Source organism: Streptomyces sp. CNS606 (assembly GCF_000426325.1).
Genome location: NZ_AUFD01000024.1, coordinates 13,211 through 28,608, shown reverse-complemented (window position 1 = coordinate 28,608; position 15,398 = coordinate 13,211). Strand labels below are relative to the sequence as shown.

Here is a 15,398-nt window from a genome sequence, read left to right as displayed (position 1 = left end):
GCCCAGTCTGCCGACCGCACCACGGCCGCGCCGCACCGGGTTGCGGACGGGCGCCGGGGGCCGTTGTCAGTGACGGAGAGTAAGGTTTTCGGTAGGTGGTCGGTCGGCGCGATCGAAGGGGGTGAAGGCGTCGGTGAAGTTCTTCTACCGGCTCGTGTACTGGAAGCGGCGCCTGCTGGGCGCGGGGCGGCGCCCCGGCAGCGGTCACGTTGCGTCGTACGGGCCGTCGTACGGGTCACCGTACGGTCGCGGGAGCCGGGCGGCGGCCCGGCGTGCGCGGGTGCAGCGGATACGTGTGCGGGCGCGGCCGGTGCTGGTGTTCGCGGTGATCGTGGGCATCGTGCTGGCCGTGTCCGCGCTGTTCGGTGGTGTGGGCGGGGTCGGTCTGCTTTAGGGAGCGGCGGTCGTGACGGAAGCAGCCGGCCGAGGAGGGGAGGTGGAGGTCAGCGGTCCGAGGGGCGACAGGCCAGGAGCGGCTTCACGTCGAGGATCGGCGTGCCGTCCAGGGCTTCCAGGGCTGCCACGTGGACCCGGGTGCGTCCGTCGGGGCTCGGCTCGACGGCGGTGACGGTCACCTCGTGCAGGCCGATCGGGTTGGGGCGGTCCGGGGAGCGGGTGCTGAACACGCCGGTCTCGGGGCGTGCGTGGTCGCCGCGCGGATGGACGGCCAGGACGTCGCGGTCGGAGCGGTCGAACCAGGTCAGCAGCAGTACATCGGTGCCGGGGCGGAGGTCGCTGAGCGCCGCGGCGTACTGCGGCTCGAAGGCGAGCACCGCAGGTGGCGCACCCTCGTCCGGCTGCTTGGGGGCCGACGCCCGCTCCGTCAGCGGCGACTCGACGCGTCCGAGGGGTCGCAGCGCGTAGGGGTCACCGGTCACTTCGCGCCTCCTGGGTTCACCGACCGTCGGGTTCAGTGTGCCAGGGCGCCCGGCGTCCGTCTGCCCGTCGGGGCAGGGGCATTCGGCTCACGGCAGGGCGCCGATCGGGTGGGCGAGCGGCGGTGCTGCTTGGCCCTCGGGCCGAAGGCCCGGAAGGTCGTCGGCGGGCACCCGGAGAGGCCGGGGCCCGCCGCCCGGACGGGCGGAGTTCCGGGCGAAGGCGAGGGCGACATGAGCAAGGTGGGCATCGGCCGCGGGGTGGTGGCGGTGGCGGTCTGCGGGCTGCTGCTCGGCGGCACGGCAGGCGGCGTGCAGGCTGCGCAGGCGGGGCAGCCGACGCGCACGACGCAGCCGACCGCGACCTGCACGCAGATGGACGAGCAGTTGTGGGCGTTCGAGGCCGACCAGGTCGTCGCCGAGTGCCACGCACGTCGCGCGGCGCGGGCGGCCGAGCGGGTCGAGATGATCCTCGGTGACCCGCCCGGAGGCACGCCGGCGGCGAAGTGGCACAGCGAGAACCCGCACCACGCGCGGGACTTCGCCGAGCGGGCCGCCACCACGGACGACCCGATGCAGGCGGCCGACTACGCCCGCGAGGTCTCCGCGCACGCGGCCGTGCTGAGTGGCGCGGCACAGCCGGTGATGGAGGTGTACGGCCTGGACCTGCTCGTCGAGACGAAGGACGCGGGCCGCAAGAACGCGGAGCTGGCCGCCCGCCAGGCCGCCCGGGAGGCGTGGAAGGCCGCGGGCAAGGCCGCGAACCAGGGCGACGGGCAGGACATGGCCCTGAACGTCGCCGCGGACCAGGCGGAGGAGCAGGCGTGGCAGGCCGCACGGGAAGCGGGCTGGCTGAGCTGACGGGCGAGGCGGCGCCCGGGCATGCCGCCGTTGCTCCGCTCGCCCCGTCCGTGCACGCGCACGGACGGGGCGAGCCGGTACGTGCACCGGACTCGAGGGCGGACCACCGCGTAGCCGCACGGTGGCGACAGGCCGCGGTCCCACCGCGTTCGTCGCGTTCGCTGCGTTCGCTGCGTTCGCTGCGACGGCCGCGACGGCTGCGACCGCTTCGTCTTCGGCGACCCCGGCGGTCACGGATGCCGTACCCGCCACGGCCGGACCCTGCGCTGCGCGGCGGAGGCGGTGACGGCGATGGGTGAAGCGCTCGCGCTCGCCTCCGCCGTCCTCTTCGGCACGACCCACTTCCTCAGCGGTCTGCTGGCCCGCCGGGTCGACAGCGCGGCGGTCGCGCTCCTCGGCCAGCTCGGCGGCGTGGTGCTCATGCTGTGCCTGGCACCGTCCTTCACCGCAGCAGCCCCGGTGGTCGACGGGGCCGACCTGGCCTGGGGCGGACTCTCCGGCATCGGCACGGGCGTCGGGGTGTCGTCCGTCTACCGAGGCATGAGCCGTGGGCAGTTCAGCGTGGTGGTGCCGCTCAGCGACGTGGCGGCCGTGGCGCTGCCGGTGCTGGTGGGCGTCGCGCTCCTGGGCGACCGTCCGGGGGCGGTCGCCTGGTGCGGGATCGCCGCCGCACCGGCGGCGCTGTGGTTCGTCTCCCGCACCGGCCATGCCGAGCGGGAGGGCGTGCCGGGGGAGGGGCGCGGGGGGTTCGCGGCCGGGGCTCCCGACGGGCTCCTCGCGGGAGGCGGCTTCGCGCTGCAGTTCATCGGGCTGGCGCAGATCGACGCGGAGGCCGGCCTCTGGCCGCTGCTGGCGAACCGCGCGGCGGCCATCCTCGTGCTCGTTCCCCTCTTCGTACGGCGGCCGCAGCGGCTGCGGATGCCGGCACGCCTGGTGTGGGCGTGTTCCGGGGCCGGGGTGCTGGGCATGTCCGCGATCACGCTCTACACCCTCGCCACCCGGGAGCAGTTGCTGTCGCTGACCGTGGTGCTGACCGCCATGTACCCGGCGATCCCGGTGCTGCTCGGGGTCACGGTGCTGCGCGAGCGCCTGACCCGCCCGCAGGTCCTGGGCCTGGCCCTGGCGGCCGCTTCCATCGGGCTGATCTCCCTCGCCTGACGCCTCCCCCCGATGCCTTCCGACGCTGTGTGACGCCCTGCCGGTGGCCCGTCCGCCCGGGCGGGAAGTGAGTACGCGCACTCAGGCGGTGGAGCCGGGTACCCCACACGCTGGTGTCATGGTGCTCCGGGTCCTCGACGTGCTGGCCGCCGTGGTGCTCGCGGTGGGGCAGGTGGGCGGGTTGTTCGCACTCGCCGTCGCAGCGGAGCGGAGGAAGCGCCGTGCTGCCGGGCGGACCCGGACCGGGACGGCGAAGCTGTTGCTGGTCCTCGTCGTGCTGTTGCCCCTCGTCGGCGCCCCCGCCGCGTACGGGCTGTGGCAGGCAGGCTGGTGGGTGTCCGCACTGGCCGAAGGCGGCTTCGCGGTGACCTTCGTGACGTGCGTCCTGAAGGGTCTGGTCACGGCTGGAGGCCGACCGCCTCGGCCCTCGCCCGGGCGGATCCGGGGGCCGGCCGTTCTGCGCCCGGTCCCGCCGCCCCCGTCGGGTCACGGTCCGGTCGGCGACGTGGAGGGGGCCGTCGACGGGGGCTACGGGCCGGAGAGTTGAGTCGAACCCGCTGACCCGCGACACGGGGCTCGCTAGGGTGTTCGGTGACCGAATGAAGGGGCCCGTGACGGGGCGTGAGGACCGGCGGGTGCGGAACACGCACGCCGGGCGTACGCACGGAGTCGGGCCCCGACGACCGTACGCGGAAACGGGGAGACGACGACGTGCGCGACGCAACGGCGGGGGCCGGGGGCGGCACCGCCCCGGGCGGTTGCCCGGTGACCGGCCACGGGAGCACCGACGGGCCGACGCCGGGGGAGGCGGTGCCGCTCAGCGGGCCGCGCTTCCACACCGACCCCGCGGCCCTCTACCGCGAGATGCGGCGCGACCACGGCCCGGTGGTGCCGGTGATGCTCCCCGGCGACGTGCCGGCCTGGCTGGTCGTCGGCTACCGCGAGCTGCACCAGGTCACCGCCGACCCGCTGCTGTTCCCGCGGGACTCGGGGCTGTGGAACCAGTGGGACACGCTCCCCGAGGACTGGCCGCTGCGGCCGATGATCGGGCAGCGGATGCCGTCCGTCTACTACACCGTCGGTGCCGAGCACCAGCGCCATCTGCGCATGGTGAACCCGGCGCTGGAGGGCGTGGAGCACGTCGAACTCCGCGGCTGGTGCGAGGAAATGGCGGACAGGCTCATCGACGGCTTCTGCGGGCGCGGGGAGGCCGAGCTGGTCGCCGAGTACGCGAAGCCGCTGCCCGTCCTGGCGCTGGCCCGCATCTTCGGTTTCCCGGACGCCGAAGGACCCGCCCTGACCCGCACGATGAGCGACCTCGCCGACGGCGGGCCGGACGCGCTCGACGCCTACCGCGAGTTCGTCGGCCTGATGTACAAGCTGGTCGCCGACAAGCAGGCCGTGCCCGGGGACGACGTGGCGTCCCGGATGCTGGCCCACCCGGAGCCGTTCACGGACGACGAGTACGCCCTCGACCTGACGGCCCTCACCGCCGCCGGCCACCTGCCCACCGCGGACTGGATCGGCAACTCGGTGCGGCTGATGCTCACCGACGACCGGTTCAGCGCCTCCCTCACCGGTGGGCGGCACAGCGTCGCCGAAGCCATGAACGAGGTGCTGTGGGAGGACACCCCCACCCAGATCCTCGCCGGGCGCTGGGCCGCCCGCGACACCTGGCTCGCCGGGCGCCACATCGGCGCCGGGGACATGCTGCTGCTCGGCCTCGCCGGTGCGAACCTCGACCCGAAGGTGCACCTCGACGGATACGGCGGTGCGGACGGACGCGGCGACGGCTTCCGGAACGGCAACAGCGCCCACTTCTCGTTCAGCCACGGCGAGTTCCAGTGCCCGTTCGCCGCACGGGAGATCGCGGAGATCATCGCCCGGAGCGGCATCGAGGTGCTGCTCGACCGGCTGCCGGACGTCGAACTGTCCGTCCCCGCCGACACCCTGACCCGCCGGCCCTCCGCCTTCCTGCGGGGGATGACGGAACTGCCCGTCCACTTCTCACCCGCACCGCCCGTAGGAGGCAGACCGTGAGCAGCCAGACGACGCCGGCGACGGCCGGGACTCCCGCGACCGGGACTCCCGCGACCGACGGCCGCGAAGCGGCCGAGGGCCGTTGCCCCCTCGCCCTCGACCCGATGGTCGGCGACCTCGACGGGGAGACCCGGCGGTTGCGGGAGGAAGGGCCGCTGACCCGAATGGAGTTGCTCGGCGTCCCGGCGTGGACCGTCACGCACCACGCGGAGGCCCGGCGGCTGCTCACCGACCCGCGCCTGGTCAAGGACATCAACCGCTGGACGCTGTTCCGCACCGGGGTGGTCACCCGCGAGTGGCCGCTGATCGGCATGATCGACGCGGGCCGTTCCATGTTCACCGTCGACGGCGCCGAACACCGCAGGCTGCGCACCAAGACCGCGCAGGCCGTCACCCCGCGCCGGCTGGAGCAACTCCGCCCGGCCATCGAGGAGATCACCGGCCGCCTGCTGGACGACCTCGCGGCACAGGGCGTCGACGGGCGGACGGTCGACCTCAAGGCGGTCTTCGCCCACCCGCTGCCGATGTCGGTGATCAGCCACCTGATGGGCGTCGACCCGGACCTGCACCCGAGGCTGCGCGAGCTCTACACCGCGTTCTTCTCCATGCTCACCCCGCAGGACGAACGCCTCGCCGCCATCGACGAACTGGACGGCATCTTCGCCGACATGGTGCGGGAGAAGACCGCCCGCCCGGCCGACGACCTGACCAGCGCCCTGATCCTCGCCGACGAGGGCGGCGAACCCCTCACGGAGGAGGAGGTCGTCGGCAACCTCAAGGCCATGGTCGCCGCCGGGCACGAGACCACCATCGGCCTCATCCTCAACGCCGTCCGCGCCCTCCTCACCCATCCCGACCAGCTCCGCATGGTCCTGGACGGCGAGATCGGCTGGGACACGGTCGTCGAGGAGACCCTGCGCTGGGACACCCCGACCACCCACCTGCTGATGCGCTTCGCGACGGAGGACATCCAGGTCGGGGACCAAGTCGTCCCCGAGGGCGACGGCGTGGTGATCTCCTACCGGGCCATCGGGCGGGACACCGCGCAGCACGGCGAGGACGCCGACGCGTTCGACATCACCCGGCCCACGCCGATCCGCCACATGACCTTCGGCCACGGCCCGCACATCTGCCCCGGCGCCGCCCTCTCCCGTCTGGAGGCGGTCATCGCCCTGCCGGCGCTCTTCGCGCGCTTCCCCGCCCTGGCGCTCGCCGTACCCGTCGAGGAGATCCGCAACCAGCCGGTGCTCACCCAGAACGACCTCCAGTCCTTCCCGGTACGGCTGGACGGCGGTCCTGCCGAGGCCCGTTGAGGCCCGGGGCGGCGACAGGTCCGCCGCCCGGATGAACGTCAGCGGGGGCCGTACGGACCCGGCCCCGGCGGCGGCGCGTACGGCCCCGGCCCCGGACCAGGTCCCGGCCCGTACGGTCCCGGGGGCCGGTGGGGACCGGGCGGCGGGCCGTACGGGCCGGGCGGGCCCGGGATGCGGGGCGGAGGCGCCGGGCGGGACAGCGACGCCGCGGCGCGCTGCGTCGGCGGCGCGGCCGTCGCCCGGCGGGTCCACAGGTGGTGGAGAAGCTCCTGCTCGCGGGCGTGGAAGTCGCTGACGGCGATGCCGCGTTCGGCGCGGGCGCGCAGCAGCGCCAGCGACGTGGCGAAGTGCTGGTACTCGGCGACCGTCCGGGCCGCGTCCGGGCCGCGGCCCTGGCGGGCCACGTCGCGGGCGAGGCTGCGGGCCCGCGCGGTGCCCAGCGCCCAGGCTTCCGAGGGGGCGAGCCAGCCCGCGGCGACGTACGTCCGCAGCGACTCGCGCACGGTGCGCAGTTCGCCGAGCCGCGACCACACGGCCAGCCAGATCAGGGTGCCCAGCACGGGCAGCATGAACAGGGCGTAGACGAAGAGGAAGGTGAACGAGGCCTGCGAGGCCGCCCCGTTCCAGATGGCGTGCAGCAGGATCGCCGTCAGCAGTCCGGCGAGCGCGACCGGCGCACGCCAGCGCCGCCGCCGGTGCGGCAGCGCGGCGGCGATGCCGAACGCCACCCCCGTCAGGCCGGTGAACAGCGGATGCGCGAACGGCGACATGAGGATGCGCGCGACGAACGTCGCGGCCGTTGCCGAGGCGCCCGCCTCGTAGGGCATGCCGGTGTCGTCCCCGCCGTACGCGCGGCCCAGGTACAGCACGTTCTCGGTGAAGGCGAAGCCGGCCGCGGTCAGGCCGGCGACGGCGATGCCGGACACCACGCCCGTGAAGTACCGCCGCCGGAAGAAGAAGAGGAGCACCACGGGGATCGCCTTGGCGACCTCCTCCACGACCGGCGCGACGACGGCCGCGCCCAGCAGATCCGCCTCGGACGCCGACCCGGCGATCGACCCGGCCAGCCAGGCCGTGGTGAAGGTGTTGGCGAGCAGCGCGATGAGGGTCGCCGCGCAGGCGCCCCAGCCGAAGACGAAGACGTGCTGGCTCCAGGGCTTGGGCTCGACCCCGTCGACCCAGCGGAACGCCGCGACCAGCAGCGGCACCGGCAGCAGCGCCAGCAGCAGGCCGACGAGGAGTCCGTCCGTGCCGGTCTGCTCCCGCACGAGCGCGAGGATCACCACCCCGCACAGCACCAGGACGCCGGCGACCGCGAGCAGCCGTAGCGTCCGCGCGTGGCGATGCCACCAGGACGGGGTGCGCGGCGGGCGGTAGCGCCAGTCGGCCTCAGACGCCGGCATCGCGGGGAACCGCGGCTGCGCGCCGTCGTCGGTGGGCGCCGCGTAGGGCTCGGGGGCCGCGCACGCCTCCGGTGCCACCGTCGGGGCGGGCGCCGGAGGGGCTTCCGTCTGCGGTGGCGCCTGCGGCGCGGCCTCGTCATGCACGTGTACGACAGTAATAGGGGTGCGGGCGGGGCGGGGAACGTCCGTGCGTCGGTGGCGGCGTATGCGTGGTCGCGGCAACCATCCGTGGCGCCCCGGAGGGAGTCAGACGCGGCGGAACAGGAGGTCGCGCACCCCGTGGCCCTTGTGCAGACCCTGCCGCTCGAAGCGGGTCATCGGCCGCACCGAGGGGCGCGGTTCGGCGAAACCGCCGCCCGCCGAGGCGTTCTCGTAAGCCGGATGCGCGGTGAGGACCTCCAGCATCTGCTCCGCGTAGGGCTCCCAGTCCGTCGCCAGGTGCACCAGCGCGCCGGGACGCAGCGGCACGGCGGCCAGGTCGAGGAACTCGGGCTGCACGATGCGCCGCTTGTGGTGCCGCTTCTTCGGCCAGGGGTCAGGGAAGTACAGGCGGAGCCCGGACAGCGAGTCGGGCGGCAGCATCTCGCGCAGCAGGATGATCGCGTCGCCGTTGGCCACGCGGACGTTGACGAGGTCGTTCCGCTCCGCCAGCCGCAGCAGGTTGCCCTGGCCGGGGGTGTGCACGTCGACCGCCAGGATGCCGGTCGCCGGATCGTCCGCGGCCATCTGCGCCGTCGCCTCGCCCATGCCGAAGCCGATCTCGCAGACCACCGGCGACCCGGCGGGCAGCGAGTCGAAGAGGGCGTCCAGGTCGAGCCGGGACAGGCCGTCCACGTCCACGCCCCAGTGGGGCCACATCCGTTCCAGCGCCTTGCGCTGGCCGTGGGTGACGCGGCTGCGGCGCGGCTGGAAGCTGCGGATGCGGCGCTCGTGGTGCGAGCCGGCGGGGTCGGCGGCCGGGCCGGCGCCGGGCGCGAACATGGGTGTGCGGGACCGCTCCTCGGCGGCCGGGCGGGCGGGCTGAGCTGGGGTGGAGGCGTTGTCGGACACAGTGCGTCCGATTCTACGGGCGCCCCGGAGGCCGGCCCGAGGGCAGGCGGAGACGCGGGCGGACGCGGCCTCCGTACCGAGGCCGTACCAGCAGCGCCACAGTCCTGTGCCCGTTGGTCATGGGCGCGCCAACGAGGCACGGGTCGTCGTACGCTCACGTCCGCGCCCGGCGGGGATCGGGCGGTCGCACGACCGAGCCCACGGGGGACACATGCCGCGCACGAAGAGAACACTCCGCCGCACCGCCCTGCTCGCGGCCACCGCCACCGCTCTGGTGTCGATGGCCGCCTGCACTTCCGACGATTCCGGCGACGGCCGCAAGAGCAAGGAGGGGAGCACCTCCTCCAGCACCCCTTCCCCCACCCCGTCCGGTACGCCCTCCTTCACCCCTTCCGGCACTCCCTCCGGCACGGCCTCCTCGGACAGCGACTCGTCGGACGAGGACTCCGGGAAGTCCACGTTCAAGCCGTCCACGTCCAAGCCGTCCACGTCCAAGCCGTCCACGTCCAAGCCGAAGTCCACGCCGAAGACCAGGACGAAGCCGAAGTCCAGGTAGAGGTCGTGCCGGGCCGGACCGGCACGTCAGCGGGCCAGCGCGGCCAGCACCCGTGCGGCGACCTCGCGCCCGATCGGCAGCGAGGCCGTCGCCGCCGGGGACGGCGCGTTGAGCACGTGCACCGTGTGCGGCGACTGGGCGAACAGGAAGTCGTCCACAAGGGTGCCGTCCGGCAGCACCGCCTGCGCCCGTACGCCCGCGGGCGCGGGGCACAGGTCGCCGGACGTCACCCCGGGCAGCAGCCGCCGCACCGCCGCCGTGAAGGCGTGGCGGGACAGCGAACGGTGCACCTCGCCCGCGCCGTACCGCCAGTGCCGGCGTGCGAGGTGCCAGGCCCCCGGGTAGGCCAGCACGCCGGCCAGTTCGCGCGGCCGCAGCGTCGTCGGGGCGTAGCCCTCGCGGGCGAGGGCCGGCACGGCGTTGGGCCCGATGTGCACCCCGCCGTCGATGCCGCGGGTCAGGTGCACGCCCAGGAACGGGAACGCCGGGTCCGGCACCGGGTACACCAGGCCGCGCACCAGGTCCGCCCGCTCCTCGGCCAGTTCGAAGTACTCGCCGCGGAAGGGGACGATCCGCATGCCCGGGTCGTCGCCGGCCAGCCGGGCGATGCGGTCGCAGTGCAGACCCGCGCAGTTGACCAGCGCCCGCGCGCGCAGCACCGAGCCGTCGGCCGTACGCACGGCCACGCCGCGTCCCGCGCGCCGGTCGACCGCGGCGACCTCCGCGCCGTACCGGAGGGCCGCGCCGCCCTCCTCCGCCAGGCGGCCGAGGGTGCGGGCGACCGCGGTGAAGTCGCAGACGCCGGTGGTGCCGACGTGGATGGCGGCCACGCCGCGGACGTGCGGCTCGTACTCCCGGAGCTGCGCCGGGCCCAGCTCGCGCACCGGGATGCCGTTCTCACGGCCGCGCTGCACCAGCGCGTGCAGTCGCGGCAGCTCGCTCCGGTCGACGGCGACGATCAGCTTGCCGGTCACCTCGTGCGGCACGTCGTGCGCGGCGCAGAACTTCACCAGCTCCGCCGCGCCCCCGGTGGCGTAGCGGGCCTTCAGCGAGCCGGGCCGGTAGTAGATCCCGCTGTGGATCACGCCACTGTTGCGGCCCGTCTGGTGCAGGGCCGGGGCGCCCTCCTTCTCCAGCACGATCACGCGCGTTCCGGGCGCGGCGCGGGTGACGGCGTACGCGGTCGAGAGGCCGACGATGCCGGCGCCGACGACCAGCACGTCGCAGTCCAGGGCGGCGCCGCGGGGGTGGGCGGGCGCGAGGTTCTCCGGGGACGACACGCTTCTCATCATGACCGGTGGGGGCGGGATTGATGCGTGCGGCAGGGGGGCGGGCGGCGGCGAAGGGGGTCCGCGCGGCGGTGGCCGGGGTGGCCCGCGGGGCTGCGGCCGGACGTCACGGCGGGGTCCCCGGTCCGGTCACGCCGGGGTCTTGAGCAGGGGACGCGCCCGTTCGCGCAGCTCCGCGACCCGGGGCTCGTCGCCGTACGGCTCCAGGCGGTGCAGCAGGTCGCGCACGTATTCGGTGGTGCGGGCGGAGGAGATGCGGCCCGCGACCTCGACGGCGAGTGTGCCCGCCGCGCAGGCCGCGTCCAGGTTGCCGGACTCCAGCTCGGCGACGGCGGACACCACCAGCCGTAAGCCGTGCGAGCGCACGAACTCCTCCGTCGGCCGGGACAGCGCCTGCTCGGTGAAGCGGCGGACCTGGCGCGGGGCGTTCAGGTCGCGGTAGCACTCGGCGGCGTCGGCGGCGAGCCGGTCGTAGGAGTAGAAGTCCAGCCAGGAGGGGTCGGCGTCGCCCGGACGCGCGCGCTCCAGCCAGCCCTCCGCCGCGGTGATCGCCGCCTCGCACGCCTGCGCGTCGCAGGACTTGGCCAGCGCGCGGGCCTCCACCAGCCGGAAGAAGCTCATGGTGCGCGCGGTGGCCAGACCGCGGTTGCGTTCGACGGCGGCCTGCGCGAGATCCACGCCCTCGTCGGCGAAACCCCGGTAGGTGGCCTGCAGCGACATGGAAGCCAGCACGTACCCGCCGAGCGGCACGTCCGCCGCGGCGCGGGCCAGGCGCAGCGCCTGGATGTAGTAGCGCTGGGCGGCTTCCTGCTGGCCGGTGTCGAAGGCCATCCACCCGGCGAGGCGGGTGAGTTCGGCGGTGGCGCCGAACAGCGCACGGCCGACCTCGTCGGAGTAGGCGCCGAGCAGCAGCGGGGCGGCGTCCACCCGCAGGCACTCCGGGACCATCGACGAACGCCAGTCGCCGCCGCCGTACTTGGAGTCCCAGCGACGTGCCTCCTGAGCGGCCTCGCGCAGCTTGGCGACGTCCGTGTGGCCGACCCGGAGCGACGCGGTGGCCGCCGCGTCGCCCTGGCCGGCGGCATCCTGCCGTGGGGCGGACGGGTCCTCGCGGCCCGCTGCCGCGTCGGCGGGCCGGGCGGTCTCGGCGGGCTCGCGTGCCACCGAACTGTCGGCGGGCGTGATCAGCCACCGCGAGGTGGGGGTGGCGTACGCGCTGACCGCGAAGGAACCGGCGAGCGTCTGCCAGATGCCGCCGCCGCGCCGGTTGCCCAGGTCGAGGCGGTACAGGTCGGTCGCGGACTTCACGGCGTCGCGCACGTCCCGCGGGAAGGCCAGCCCGACCTCGGGAGCCGGGTCGGACACGGCGAGCCCGATCTCGTGCAGCGGTACCGGCCGGCCCAGCTTGCTGCCTATCGCCGCGGCGATGAGGTGCGGCGCGACGCCCTGCGGCACCATGCCCTTCGACACCCACCGCGCCACTGACGTCTTGTCGTAGCGGAGCGTCAGACCCCGCTGTGCGCCCAGGTCGTTGACCCTGCGGGCGAGTCCGGCGTTGCTGATCCCGGCGAGGGTGAGTACGGTGCCGAGCTTATCGTTCGGCCCGCGTTGCTCCCTGGACATGCGGCACCCCTGACACAGCGACGGCCGCGCTTCCGGCGCACGCGGAACTCCCCGCCCGCGCCGACCGGTTCGCCGGGCGGGCCGGGGACTCCCGCCACGCCGTGGCGCGGGAAAGTACTGCACCCACAGTAGTTCGCCGCATCCCTACCGTTAAGAGGAGCGGCGGCGGTTGGCGGATTCGTGCCCGTGGCGCACGGCCCCGGGCACGCACGCGTCACGTGCCCCCGGAGTGTGGCCGTGCGCCCGCCCGTGCGCCTTGGGCGGGAGGTCCGGAAGCGCTTCCATGGGTCCCGCGTGGGTCGGCCCGCCGCTCTGTACCGGTGGGCCGGGGAGACCGCCGACCCCATTCCCCGCGGGCGGCGGCGCGGTCCGGGGGGCGGTGGGTGCCTCCCGGGCCGACAATCTGGCCGAAATGACACCGGTCGACTCCCCCGGCATATTCCACCCGCCGCCCCCACGCCGGTGGGCGCGCAAGCGGTGCACGTCACGCAAACGTGCGCCCCCTATCCCCCTCCGATGCGCCCGAGGCGTGGCAGCATGGTCGCTACAAGCGGCTGGCAGCAGCACCGAATCCTTGAACGTTGCGAGCCTGCGGACCTGTTCGAGCTTGGACCTGACGGGCGGAGGCGGGCGGCCATGCGGTGGTTGGTGGGCTGGAACAGCCCTGCGGCGCGCCCCGCGGGCGTCCCGGGCCCCACAGGAGCGGGAACGTACGGCCAGGGCGGCTACGGCCAGGGCGGCTACGGTCACGCGGGCCACGGCTCCGGCGGCTACGGACCAGGCCGGTCGTACGGCTCCGGCGGTCACGGGACGGGGACCGCGTACGGCCCTGCCGGGGCGTACGGAGGGCTCGCCGGTGTCCCCGGCGAGGTGAGCGGCGAAACGGTACGCCCCGTCGGCGGGCAACTGCTGTGGGGCGGACCGGGCGAGAGCGATCCGCTGTGGGCGGTCGGCGACTGGAGACCCGACGAGGTCCGCGTCGTGCACGGCGACGGCGGCAACCGCCTCGCGGTGCTGGGCAGTTGCGGCGCCGGTGACGAGGAGCTGCGGGCCGGCCTGTACACCGCGCGCGGCGGCGCGCTGCGCCACCTGACGGCCTGGCCCGGCAGCTACACCGTCGTCGTCCGCATCGGACGGCGCACCACCGTCCCCGCCGACCTGGCCGGCGCGCGGCCCGTGTTCCACGCACCCTGGGCGGGCGGCACCGCCTACGCCACCGCCGCCCTCCCGCTCGCCGACCTCATCGAGGCCGAACTCGACATCTCCCACCTCGCCGCGCTTCTCGCCTGCCCCGACGCGCCCGAGGCACTCGGCGACGGCACCCCGTACGCGGGCGTGCGACGCGTGCCCCCCGGCCACGCGCTGGTCCTGCGCGAGAGCAGCCGCGAGATCGTCGGCTACGAACCCACCGCCTCCCTCGCCGTCTCCGCCCCGCCGCCGCTCGACCCCGACCTCGCCGTCGCCGGTGTGCGCGACGCGCTGGTCGCGGCCGTACGCGCCCGGCTCGCGGCACCCCGGCACGCCTCCGAACACGACTTCACGCCCCCGGGGCCACGCGACCCCGGCCCGGTGCCCGGCATGGGCCCCGCCGACCGGCGCGCCGCGCGCGGCGCCCCCGAGCCCGGCATCGGCGCCGACCTGTCCGGCGGCCCCGCGTCCGCCACGCTCGCGCTGCTCGCCGCCGGGCTGCCCGGCATGCCCGGCACCGTCCACGGCACCGGCACCGCGTCGGCCGGGGAACGCCTCCTGGCCGTCACGTTCAACGACCTGACCGCCGCCGGCGCGGCCGAAGGCCGCGCAGCCGAGATCGAACGCGCCCGGCTCCTCGCCGAGAACCCCCGCCTGCACCACATCGTCGTCACCGGCGGCGACGAGTGCCTGCCGTACGCCGACCTGGAGAGCGGCCCGCTCACCGACGAGCCCGGCCCCTCCCTCGTCGCCGCCGAACGGCACCGCAGACGCCTGGCCGCCGGCAGCGCCGACCACTTCGTCGGTCTCGGCGCCCGCCAGGTCCTCGACGCCCACCCCGCGCGCCTCGCCGACCTGCTGCTCGACCGCAGACGCCGCCACCTGCTGCGGCCCGTCGCCGCGCTGGCCCGCGCCGAAGGCGCCGAACGCGCCGGTCTCCGCGCCGCGCAACGCGCCGCCGAACGCGACCGGGCCGACGGAGCGGACGCCGCCGACCCGGCCCACGCGGCGCGCGGAACCGGCGGCGTCCCGGGGGCGGGCCGCTCCGTACTCGTCCCCGTCACCGTCTACCGCGCCGCACGCCGCCTCGCCCGCACCCCCTACCGCGAGGGCGTCGAGGCCGCCGCCGCGCAGCTCCGCGACGGACGCGTCACCGGCGCCGCCGCCGGCATCCCCCGCGCCCGCGGCGGCCCCTCGCCCGCCGGAACGCGCGGCACCGGCGGCACCGGCACCCTGGACCTCTCGCTGGCCGCCCTCACCTGGTGCCGTCCCGGACCGGCCGCCCGCTGGATGACCGGCGAAGCCCTCGCCGAGGTCTCCTTGCTGCTGGAGGGCGCCGCACGGGTCCGGCCCATCGTCGAACGCCCGGGCGAACGCCGCGCCCGCGCGGCACTCGCCCGCCAGGCCGCCGACCACCGCGTCCTCGAACAGGCCGCCGAGATCCGCAACCAGCGGCTGCACGCGCCCTTCTACGACAACCAGGTCGTGCGCGCCTGCCGCGAACTTCCCGAGGCCGCCCGCGTGAAGCCCGGCGCCCGCGCGTCGGTACTGCGCGCGGTGCTGGCGGGCGCCGGCGTGCACGACGTGCCCCCCGGGTGGGGCGCCCCTTCGCACGCCAGCCAGCACGCCTCCGCGCGCGCCGGTCTCCGCGCCGCCGCCGACCCGCTCGCCGACCTCTTCACCGCCCCGCTGCTGGCCGAGGCCGGACTCATCGAGGCCCGCGTCGTCCGCCGCGCACTCCGGGCCGCTGCCGACGGTGAGCGCGTCCCGCTGGACGGGCTGGCCGACCTGGTGTCCACGGAGATCTGGCTGCAGCGCCTGATCGCCCGCCGCGGCACCTGCTGGACCGGCGCCGACGCCCCCCGCCAGCGCGCCGCCACCGCCGTCGTCACCCCCACCCCCGACCGCCCCATGCTCTGACCCGCTCCGGGGCCGCGAGAGCTGCACGGCCCTGCCGAAGGGCGTGACAGGCGCGGTGAGGGACGGGGTGCCGGCTCCACCCGCTGCGGCGCGGCAGTCCCGCCGGTCGCCGGGGTGTTCCG

13 protein-coding genes are annotated in these 15,398 nt (G+C 75.4%); 8 read left to right on the top strand and 5 right to left on the bottom strand.

Annotated elements, in window-relative coordinates:
- Nucleotides 1-133: 133 nt before the first annotated feature.
- On the top strand, nucleotides 134-394 hold the full coding sequence (locus tag K304_RS0117355) for a hypothetical protein (RefSeq protein WP_486591700.1): 261 nt from the start codon (nucleotides 134-136) through the stop codon (nucleotides 392-394).
- 49 nt (nucleotides 395-443) lie between these two features.
- Here K304_RS0117355 and tsaA read toward each other — a convergent pair whose 3' ends face one another.
- Nucleotides 444-878, bottom strand: a complete 435-nt coding sequence (tsaA, locus tag K304_RS0117350; RefSeq protein WP_199779632.1) for a tRNA (N6-threonylcarbamoyladenosine(37)-N6)-methyltransferase TrmO — start codon at nucleotides 876-878, stop codon at nucleotides 444-446.
- A 231-nt stretch (nucleotides 879-1,109) separates the two neighbouring features.
- Here tsaA and K304_RS0117345 point away from each other — a divergent pair, with 231 nt between their 5' ends.
- The 5 genes from K304_RS0117345 to K304_RS0117325 all read left to right on the top strand — a co-directional run bounded on the left by K304_RS0117345 (nucleotide 1,110) and on the right by K304_RS0117325 (nucleotide 6,247).
- Nucleotides 1,110-1,736, top strand: a complete 627-nt coding sequence (locus tag K304_RS0117345) for a hypothetical protein (protein ID WP_037790837.1) — start codon at nucleotides 1,110-1,112, stop codon at nucleotides 1,734-1,736.
- Nucleotides 1,737-2,027: 291 nt separating this feature from the next.
- Complete coding sequence (locus K304_RS0117340) at nucleotides 2,028-2,894, top strand: DMT family transporter (protein WP_027764799.1); 867 nt, start codon at nucleotides 2,028-2,030, stop codon at nucleotides 2,892-2,894.
- Between the two features lie 118 nt (nucleotides 2,895-3,012).
- Nucleotides 3,013-3,441 (top strand): hypothetical protein, encoded by a 429-nt coding sequence (locus K304_RS0117335; protein ID WP_027764798.1) that lies wholly within the window; start codon nucleotides 3,013-3,015, stop codon nucleotides 3,439-3,441.
- Nucleotides 3,442-3,758: 317 nt separating this feature from the next.
- Nucleotides 3,759-4,934: a cytochrome P450 gene (locus tag K304_RS0117330; RefSeq protein ID WP_486591709.1), complete on the top strand. Its 1,176-nt coding sequence runs from the start codon at nucleotides 3,759-3,761 to the stop codon at nucleotides 4,932-4,934.
- 104 nt (nucleotides 4,935-5,038) lie between these two features.
- Nucleotides 5,039-6,247: a cytochrome P450 gene (locus K304_RS0117325; protein ID WP_027764796.1), complete on the top strand. Its 1,209-nt coding sequence runs from the start codon at nucleotides 5,039-5,041 to the stop codon at nucleotides 6,245-6,247.
- Between the two features lie 38 nt (nucleotides 6,248-6,285).
- On the opposite strand, the gene K304_RS29525 is transcribed toward K304_RS0117325, so the two are convergent.
- Nucleotides 6,286-7,794, bottom strand: coding sequence for a PrsW family intramembrane metalloprotease (locus K304_RS29525; RefSeq protein ID WP_078529268.1), 1,509 nt, complete (start codon nucleotides 7,792-7,794; stop codon nucleotides 6,286-6,288).
- A 102-nt stretch (nucleotides 7,795-7,896) separates the two neighbouring features.
- Nucleotides 7,897-8,712: a tRNA (guanosine(46)-N7)-methyltransferase TrmB gene (gene trmB, locus K304_RS29520; RefSeq protein WP_486591708.1), complete on the bottom strand. Its 816-nt coding sequence runs from the start codon at nucleotides 8,710-8,712 to the stop codon at nucleotides 7,897-7,899.
- A gap of 199 nt (nucleotides 8,713-8,911) precedes the next feature.
- On the opposite strand from trmB, the gene K304_RS33405 reads away from it, so the two are divergent.
- Complete coding sequence (locus tag K304_RS33405) at nucleotides 8,912-9,256, top strand: hypothetical protein (protein WP_158687353.1); 345 nt, start codon at nucleotides 8,912-8,914, stop codon at nucleotides 9,254-9,256.
- Nucleotides 9,257-9,282: 26 nt separating this feature from the next.
- Here K304_RS33405 and lhgO read toward each other — a convergent pair whose 3' ends face one another.
- Together lhgO and K304_RS0117300 are read right to left on the bottom strand one after the other, a co-directional pair.
- Complete coding sequence (gene lhgO, locus K304_RS0117305; RefSeq protein WP_051308552.1) at nucleotides 9,283-10,545, bottom strand: L-2-hydroxyglutarate oxidase; 1,263 nt, start codon at nucleotides 10,543-10,545, stop codon at nucleotides 9,283-9,285.
- 129 nt (nucleotides 10,546-10,674) lie between these two features.
- Nucleotides 10,675-12,168 carry an NsdA family TPR-like regulatory protein gene (locus K304_RS0117300; protein WP_027764793.1) on the bottom strand — a complete coding sequence of 498 codons (1,494 nt, stop codon included), beginning with the start codon at nucleotides 12,166-12,168 and terminating at the stop codon, nucleotides 10,675-10,677.
- Between the two features lie 636 nt (nucleotides 12,169-12,804).
- Between K304_RS0117300 and K304_RS29515 the strand changes: the two genes are divergently transcribed.
- Nucleotides 12,805-15,276 carry an asparagine synthase-related protein gene (locus K304_RS29515; RefSeq protein WP_078529264.1) on the top strand — a complete coding sequence of 824 codons (2,472 nt, stop codon included), beginning with the start codon at nucleotides 12,805-12,807 and terminating at the stop codon, nucleotides 15,274-15,276.
- The last annotated feature ends 122 nt before the right edge of the window (nucleotides 15,277-15,398 follow it).